Source organism: Kitasatospora phosalacinea, assembly GCF_000717185.1.
Lineage (GTDB): Bacteria > Actinomycetota > Actinomycetes > Streptomycetales > Streptomycetaceae > Kitasatospora > Kitasatospora phosalacinea_A.
The window spans coordinates 1-8,336 of record NZ_JNYE01000166.1 but is presented as its reverse complement, the minus strand read 5'-3'; the positions used below and the strand labels follow the sequence as shown (position 1 = coordinate 8,336).

Annotated in this window: 3 protein-coding genes; all 3 read right to left on the bottom strand. The window is 70.6% G+C overall.

From position 1 onward, the window contains the following. Positions 1 to 139: 139 nt before the first annotated feature. Complete coding sequence (locus tag OO57_RS36670; protein ID WP_033257168.1) at positions 140 to 1,855, bottom strand: replication-relaxation family protein; 1,716 nt, start codon at positions 1,853 to 1,855, stop codon at positions 140 to 142. A 132-nt stretch (positions 1,856 to 1,987) separates the two neighbouring features. Continuing rightward, positions 1,988 to 2,629 carry a hypothetical protein gene (locus tag OO57_RS36665; RefSeq protein ID WP_158715370.1) on the bottom strand — a complete coding sequence of 214 codons (642 nt, stop codon included), beginning with the start codon at positions 2,627 to 2,629 and terminating at the stop codon, positions 1,988 to 1,990. 7 nt (positions 2,630 to 2,636) lie between these two features. Next, the coding region (locus OO57_RS47125) for an RHS repeat-associated core domain-containing protein (protein WP_324606820.1) at positions 2,637 to 8,336 on the bottom strand (5,700 nt) is incomplete at its 5' end.

The window sequence follows — 8,336 nt, the reverse complement described above, 5'->3', positions numbered from 1 at the left end:
CCCCCAACCCCACCCGACCACCACACACCGTCACCAAGCGTCCGCCTCGCCCACCGCCCACCCGACCTTCAACAGGTACAACCAAAGGTCCAGACAACCCACCGCGAGAGGCCACTCCACACCCGCGCCCGCCAACAGGTCACACCCGACGGCCCCTCGCCGGGTAGAGCTTCGCGTGCAACACCCGCACCTCCCACCACGGATCGTCCGGCGTGGAGACCAGCGCAGCCACCAGCTCGCGCCTGGACGGCACAGGCAACACCAACAGGCCCAAGTCCTCCTGTTCCCGGTCGCTGACGCACTTCGGGCACTCCAGCCGGTCGGGGTCGGCCTTCTCCTTCAACTCCAGGAACGAACCCTCCTTCCCGCCGATGGAACCCCGGCACGTCCAGCACGGGCGCAGCTTCGCGTTGGCCGCGCGGGCCGCCTCCAACTGCGCCTGGGCCTTCGCCTCCCGCTCCTCCTCGCGCCGCTCTTCCTCCTTCTCGTGGCAGGACCAGCAGAGGCCACCCGGGCGGCGGGTCCAGATCTGTCGTCCCTTGGAGCCGTACCGCTCGCTGCCCCTGTACAGGGGCACGTCCCCGCACTCGGCGCAGGCCAGGGTCTTCATCAGCTCCTGGTGCTCCTGGTCGGCCTTCTCCTGGCGGGCCTTCTTCCGCTCGTTGTACGCCGCGCGGGTGTCCGGGCTCTCCAGCGCCTCCAGCAGGGAGTGCCGGCCTTGGCGGCCGTAGCGCCACCAGACCGGCCCGAGCGGGCCGTGCTCGGCCAGCAGCTCCAGCGTGGTGGCGACGACCGGCACCGCGTCGTCGTACTCGCGCCAGCCGTCCCCGCCCGCGTTGTCGGAGCGGATCGTCCACCAGCCGCCGCCCCAGGCGTCGCGCGCCAGGTCCGCCACCGCCTGCTGACGGCCCTCCAGCGCCACCGGCCCAGCGCCGGTGACGACCAGGGCGATGGGCGGGTAGCCGGGCCGGGTGTGGCCGGGCCAGCTCCGCCGCCACCAGTGGACCATCCGGTCGGCCGGGTCCTCATCCGCCAGCGCCGGGGCGGCGCTCTTCACCTTCGTACGGAACAGCTCGCGGTAGGCGGTGAACTTCGCGGCCACCCGCTCCGGCGACATGGTCGAGCGGTCGACCTCCACCATCAGCACCGGCACCCCGATCTCCGGGGCCTGCCACACCCCGTCCGGCCGCACCTTGCGCCTGCCGCCCGGCAGCAGGAACTCCACCTCGGTCGCCCAGTCGGTCACCTCGCCCACCCCGCCCGCGGCCCCAGGTCCGGTGCCGCCCCGCACGAACGCCAGCACGGTCTCGTTGACCGCCATCGCGTGCTGGGCACCGGAGCGCCCGGCACCCCGGGCGGTCGAGCCCATGTCGGAGCGGGGCAGGCCGAGGACGTGCCCGGCCGCCTCCAGCCCGGCCGTGCCCTCCAGCCGCCAGGTCTTGTGACGCGCCTTGGTGTTGCCGTCGGAGGTGACCAGGCCGTGCAGCGCGAGGTCGCCGAGCGCCTGCCGGACCGCCTTGTTCGACACCGCCCCCGGGCGCAGCAGGCGCTGGAGCTGGTCGGCGGTGGCGACCTTGAGAACGCCGAGCGCGCCCAGGACGTCGGCGCGCAGCGCGGTGGTCGAACCGTTCGGGTTGGCGGCACCGCGCCGGAACGCGGCCCGTCCCGGCCGGGACGGCTCGGCCGGGACGGGACCCCGGGGCGGGCCGGGACTGGGGGACGGAACTTCAGGAACAGTTGGCCCGTCCGTCGCCGACACATAACCCGCTCCGGCCTGCGCGGCCGCCGCATCCCGCTCGGACTTCGTGTGGGCGAGCGTGATGACCAGGCGCGGGAACCCGTAGGCGACCAGCACGTCGGCGGCGGCAATGAAGACAGCCAGGTACCAGGGCAGACGGCCCGGGTCACCGACGCGCGCGGGAGTCCGACCGGCAGCCGTGTCCCCCGGTTGGGGAATCGCTTCTCATCGGTCGTACCCGATGGGCCCTCACTGGAAGTTCTTCTCCCAGTCGTTACGGCGGCGGTAGGCGCGGAGGTCACTGGCCTGCCTGGCACCGTCGGGAACGACGTCCCCGTGGTACTTGTAGGCCTTGGTCACCGATGCCAGCACGAACTCCAGGAAACCACCCTCGAACAGGTCCCACTCCCACATCGAGTCGAACCTGGCGGCGACCGGCCACCGGTCGGGGTCCGGCCCCCGCATCAGCCAGAAGAACTGGTCGGAGCTGTAGTTGTTGCCCCATTTGAGCAGCCCGTTCTCGGCCGGGAATAGCGGGTACGGGCACTCCGCGTAGTCCCCCTCCGCGTAGGCCTGGGCCAGCATCCCGCAGTAGCCGTACGGCTCCGTCGTGTAGAACAAAAACCCTTCGAAGCCGAGCGGCTGCCCGGCCTGGAGGCCCGGCACCGCCGACGGCGTGAAGACGTGCAGCTCGTCCCTGATGCTCACCGAGCCGTACCGGTCGACGAACGCCCGGTAGTCCGCAGGCAACTGGAAGCCCATCACATCGGGCGCGAGCTCCCACGGGACCGGGGCCACGCCGCCCTCGGGCGGCGGCCCGATCACCGTACCGAGCCGCTCCAGCGTCTCCTCGATCCGCACATCCACTCCCGTCAGCCGTTCACGTTCCAACCAAAGGCTAGGGTCGTCCCAGGTATTGAAGCACGCCGTTGGAGTCGTACCTCGCGTTGGTCACGGTTGCCGCATCAGAATCCGTGCGTAGTCCGGTGGTGGCATCCCAGCCGTAGAATCTCATGTTCCATTTGTCCGGTATGGTTTCGGTCCCCTGGTATTCAATATCAACGCCGTACAGCACCGGGCCCTTGCCGGGGCCTGTGCCCATAACCGCCTGGGCTTTCTGCTCGAAGGTCCGCATGCTGTTGGTGATCTCTTTGTCCCCGCCTCCGCTCCGCTGGTTGGTGTTGGCCCCGCCCTGGAAGCACGGCGTCAGGTTCCGCTCGTTCGCCGTTCCGCCTGCCATCCGCGGCACGGAGTGGCAGCGGGCGAGGGTCCCGTCGGGGTCGAACCCGAGATTTTTCGCCCGCACCCGGGCGTCAGCCCAGCCCGGGATGTCGCCGGCTTGGGTGGCGGACTCCCCTCTCCAGGAGCCGGGCGTCCCTTCGAGGCAGGCGATGACGCCCTTGTTGCGGCCCTGGTTGTCCTTTGGCAGGTACTCGACCCATCCTCCATTTGTCAGGCCGACAGCTCCCTGTGGCTTCAGGTCATTGCAGGTGGGGACGTTCCTGTTGCTCCTGGTGGAAACACGTCCCCCTACTCCCGGGTAGGGCAGCGGGAGGGGACGAGTAACCGTCACTGGGCCGGTCTGCTGCTGGCCGAGGAGGGTGGTGAGCAGCGCGCCCGCACCTGCCGCTGCCAGTGACACCAGGAAGGAGGATCCGGTGGTGAGCCCCGTGGCGATCGGCGTGCCGATGGCGATGGCGGTGTCGATGATCCAGTCGATGGGGCTTCTGTGGGCGCGCGGGCGGTCGGAGTCGTTGGTCGGGCGGATGTCCGGCGCCGGCTTGCGGGTGATGTCGACGGGGGTACGCGGTGCGGGGTGGGGCGTGGTCGTGGTGTCGCCACCGCCGGCGCCTCCGCCAATAGGGCCTCCGCAAGCGGCAGGGCGATAACTCGCACTGACGTTGCAGTTAAGGCTGGCACCTCCATCCTGAAAGGAGAGTTCGTGGACAAAGTCGAATACACCCGAGAAGGAACTAGTGATGAGCGGGCAGTACCCGAACAAGCAAAGAGCCTTCCGGGCAACCCCCTTCCCCTTCTTTATCCCTTCCTTCGCTTTTCTTTCAATTTCTTTTTTTTCTGCCTCGCAGAATCCACTCGCAGTCGAATGGCGGTCCCGCAAAATACGCTTGAATCTGTCTGCATCGCTGCAGTCGAGGTGGCCCGTGGGGTCGGTGCGGTCGAGGGGGTCGCCGCTGGCGTAGGTGTAGCGGTTGCCCTGGATGGAGGGTTCGGGGTTGAGGGTCCAGGAGTCGCGGGAGGTGAAGGTGCCGGTGCCGGGCTGGTACCAGCGGGCGGCCATGTCGACGTCGCCGGTGGTGGGGTCGGTCCAGGCGCTCTGGTAGCCGAGGGCGGTGCCGGTGCCGGTCTTGGCGGTGGGCTTGCCGAAGGGGTCGTAGGCGGTGCTGCTGGTGAGGGTGTTGGTGGTGGGGTCGAGTGCGGCGATGACGTCGGTGTGGGCGTCGGTGATCTCCAGGCGGGCGTCGGTGGTGGTCGTGGCGCCCGCGGTGGCGACCAGGGCGCCTCCGGGGGTGCGGGTGTAGCGGGCGGTGCCGTCGGAGACCTGGTTGTTGGAGCCGCCGTCGTAGGTGAAGGCGGTGGTGCCGGACTGGGTGACGCGGTCGAGGGAGTCGTAGGTGTAGGTGACGGGGCCTCGGGTGGTCATCCGGTCGAAGCCGTCGAACTGGACGGTGGAGGGTTGGGCGCCGTGGACGGTCTGGCTGCCGAGGGTGCCGCGGGCGCTGTAGGTGTAGCTGTTGGCGCCGTCGTCGAGGATCTCGTTGCGCTCGTCGTAGGTGGCGGTGACGCCTCCGGCGCTGGTGCGGTTGCCTGCCGCGTCCCAGGTGTAGGCGGTGGTGGTGCTGCCGGTGGTCCAGGAGGTGAGGCGGCCGGCGAGATCGTAGGCGTAGGTGTTCTGGGCGGCACCGGCGGTGCCGGTGGTGGTCTTGCCGGTGGTGCGGTCGTTGGCGTCGAAGGTGTAGGCGATGGAGGAGACGGTGGCGCCGGACGGGTTCTTGAGGGTGTCGGTGGCCATCCGGCCGGCCTGGTCGTAGCCGTAGGTGCGGGTGGTGCCGCCGGTGGTGCCGTAGCGGGTGGTCTTGAGGCGGCCGGCGCCGTCGTAGTCGTAGCCGACGGTGGTGCCGGTCAGCGGGTCGGCGGTGCTCAGGAGTTGGTCGGCGGTGTTGTAGGTGTAGGCGGTGGTGCCGGTGGCGTCGGTGCGGGCGGTCATGTTGCCGTCGGCGTCGTAGCTGTAGGCGGAGGTGCCGCCGGGGCCCGCGGCGGTGAGCAGGGCGCCGCGGTCGTTGTAGGTGTAGGTGTCGGTGCCGGTGGGGGCGTCGGCGCTGGTGAGGTGGCCTTCGAGGTCGTAGCCCAGGACGCGGTCGGGGGTGGTGGCCTCTGCGCCGGTGGCGGTCTCCTTGGTGATCCGGCCGAGCGGGTCGACGGTGCGCTGGCGCAGGATGCCGCCGGGTTCGGTCAGGGTCACCGCGCGGGCGGCGGCGTCGTAGCTGGTGGTGAAGGTGCCGTCGGCGGCTGCGGGGGCGGCCGCGGTGGCGGGTTCGACGGTGGATTCGGGCAGGCCGAGCCTGTTGTAGGTGTAGTAGGTGGCGGTGTTCTTGCCGTTGGTGAAGCGGGTGCGGTGGCCGGCGGCGTCGTAGCCGAAGGTGCTGGTGATGCCGGACTGCGCGGTGACGGGTTCGACCAGGCGGGTCAGGTTGCCGGCCGGGTCGTAGGTGCGGGTGGTGGTGTGGGCGGCGGTGTCGGCGAGGTTGGTGATCTGGTCGGTGCTGCCGGTGACGGCACCCTCCAGGTCGTAACTGGCGTAGCTGGTGCCGACGGTGGCGCCGGTGGTGTCGAGCCGGCTGGTGGAGACGGTGTTGCCGAAGGCGTCGTAGGCGGCGGTGGTGGCGGTGCCGTCGGGGTGGGTGGTCCTGCTCGGGCGGCCCAGCGCGTCGTACTCGGTGCGGGTGGTCAGCCCGGCCGGGTCCGTGGCCGTCACCGGTTGGCCCGCGGCGTTGTAAGTGGCTTTGCTGATGCCGCCCTTGGGCAGGGTGGAGGTGGTCAGGTTGCCCGCGTCGTCGTAGCCGAAGGTACGGGTGAGGACGATGGGGGTGGGCTTGCGCTCGATCTGGGTTCCGGTGATGCGGCGGCCCAGGTCGTCGTAGGTGGCCTCGGTACGGCTGCCCAGCGGGCCGACGGTGGCGAGCAGTTCGCCGTTCAGGTCGTAGGAGTATGCCCAGGTCGGGGTGGTACCGGCGACGGCGGGCTTCTTCTGCTCGACGAGGTTGCCCAGCTGGTCGTAGCGGTTGGTACTGGTGAGGTTCAGGCCACCCGGGTCGACGGTGGTGGAGGTGACCTGGTCCAGGGCGTCGTAGCCGGTGGTGATGGTAGGGGTGAAGGTGGTGCCGGTGCGCGGGTCGGTGTACGCGGAGCCGGTGGTGGCGGTGCGCCGGCCGCCGAGGTCGTAGGTGTGGGTGGTGACGTTGCCCAGCGGGTCGCGCGTGGCGATGACCTCGCCGAAGGTGTTGTAGCCGGTGGTGGTCAGCGCCCGGACGGCGGTGGGCGTGCTGGTGCGGGTGGCCGGGTCGTAGGTCTCGGCGCTCACCAGCGGCCCGGCGGTGACGGTCGGCCGGCCGAGCGCGTCGTAGCTCTGGGTGCTGGTGTACGCGGACGCGTCCGCCCCGGCGGCGCGGCCGTTGGGCGTGGTGGTGGCGGTCTCCAGGCCGAGCTGGTTGTAGGTGTGGCTGGTGGTGGCGTCGGTGCCGTTGCCCTTGAAGGTCTCGGTGAGCAGCAGGCCGGCGGGGCTGTAGGTGTTCTCGGTGCGCTGGCTGAGGGCGCCGCCGGTGGCGGTGACACTGAGGACGCGGTCAGCGGCGTCGTAGGTGTAGGTGGCGGTGCGGTTCAGGCCGCCGGGGTCGAGGGTGGTGGAGGTGGTGCGGCCCGCCGCGTCGTAGGCGGAGGCTGTGGTGGTTTTGCCGCCGTCGGTGGTCTGCTGAGTCAGCTGGCCCGCGGCGTCGTAGCGGTTCTGCTGCAGCACGACGGTGCGCTGGGTGCCGTCGGGGTTGCGGTACCCGTCGAAGTCGACCTCGGCGACGGTGTCGTCGTCGTTGTAGTAGGTGTGGGTGGTGCGGCCCATCGCGTCGGTGACGGTGGCCAGGCGGCCGGCGGGGTCGTAGGTGCGGGACTCCAGGGCCTGGAAGCGGGAGGGGACGGGGTCGAGCGGGCTGCCGGTGTAGTTCCAGATGCTGGTGCGCAGCAGGCGGTGGGCGGCGTCGTAGCTGTAGGACCAGATGGTGCCGGCCGCGTCGGTGACGCCGGTGGTGTTGCCTGCCGGGTCGTAGCCGTAGCTGGTGCTGTGGCCGGCGGGGTCGGTGGTCTTCTGGAGCTGGTTGTGGCTGTTGTACGTCCAGGTGGTGCTGCGGGCCGCGTCGCCGCCGGTGGTGTCGGAGACGGTCTGGGTGGTGGGGTTGCCGTCGCTGTCGTAGTCGGTGGCGGTCCTGCGGGTGTGGACGGTGCCGGTGACAGCGTCGGTGGTGGCGGGGTCGGTGCGGGTGAGCGGGTTGCCGAGGCCGTCCCAGGTGTAGGTCGTGGTGGTGGACGCGGCGGCGGCGCCGCAGTCGGTGCAGGTGGCGGTGTCGGTGGTGCGGCGGCCGAGGCTGTCGTAGGTGTAGGTGGCGACGGCGCCGGTGGGGGCGGTGACGCGGGTGAGGTTGCCGGCCTTGTCGTAGGCGTAGGCGGTGGTGGCGCCCGCGGTGTCGGTGGTGCTCGCCGTCAGGGCGGCGGGCTGGGTGCCGGTGGAGCCGACGGCTGCCTCGCTGCCGGTGGTGTAGGCGACGGTGGAGGTGCGGCCGCTCGGGAAGTCCGGGGTCGCGGGGATGGTCACGGTGGTGGGGTCGCCGAACGCGTTGTAGGCGTAGGAGGTCCGGTAGGTGGGGTCGCTCGCGTCGGCGGAGCGGGCGTCACTGCTGGTCAGCGGTTTGTCGTTGGCCGGGTTGAACGGGTTGGCCTCGTCGTACGCGTAGTCGGCGTACGAGGTGTGGCAGTGCGCGGCGTCGGTGCAGGTGGTGGTGGAGACGGCGTTGCCGCGTTCGTCGTGGCCGGTGGTGGTGGAGTGCCCGTTCGGGTCGGTGACGCCGTAGAGGAAGCCGTGGGTGTCGTAGGTGTAGCGGGTGGTGGCGGCGGTGCCGTCGGTGAACATGGCCAGGCGTCCGGTGCGGGTGTCCCAGCGCCAGGACGTGCCGTTGCCGTTGGGTTCGGTGATGGTGGCGATGGTGGTCTTGGACGGGCTGCCGGCCTTGCCCATGGCCTGGTAGTGGGCGGTGACGGCGTCGGCGCCCAGCACGGAGGGGTAGTGGGCGACTTCGGCGATGGTGCCGTTGAAGCGTCCGTCGGTGGTGGTGGGGCGGCTGGGCCAGCCGCCTTCGGCGGTGCCCGCGCCGACGTAGGCGTAGGTGGCGCCGTTGTGGAAGACGGTGCGCTTGGTGGTGGAGTTCGCGGTTTGGGTGCCGTCGAGGTAGAGGGTCTGGCCGTTGTCGTCGCCGGCGATGACGGCGTGGTGCCAGGTGTTGTCGTTGACGCTCCTGCCGGAGGCCAGGGTGGTGGC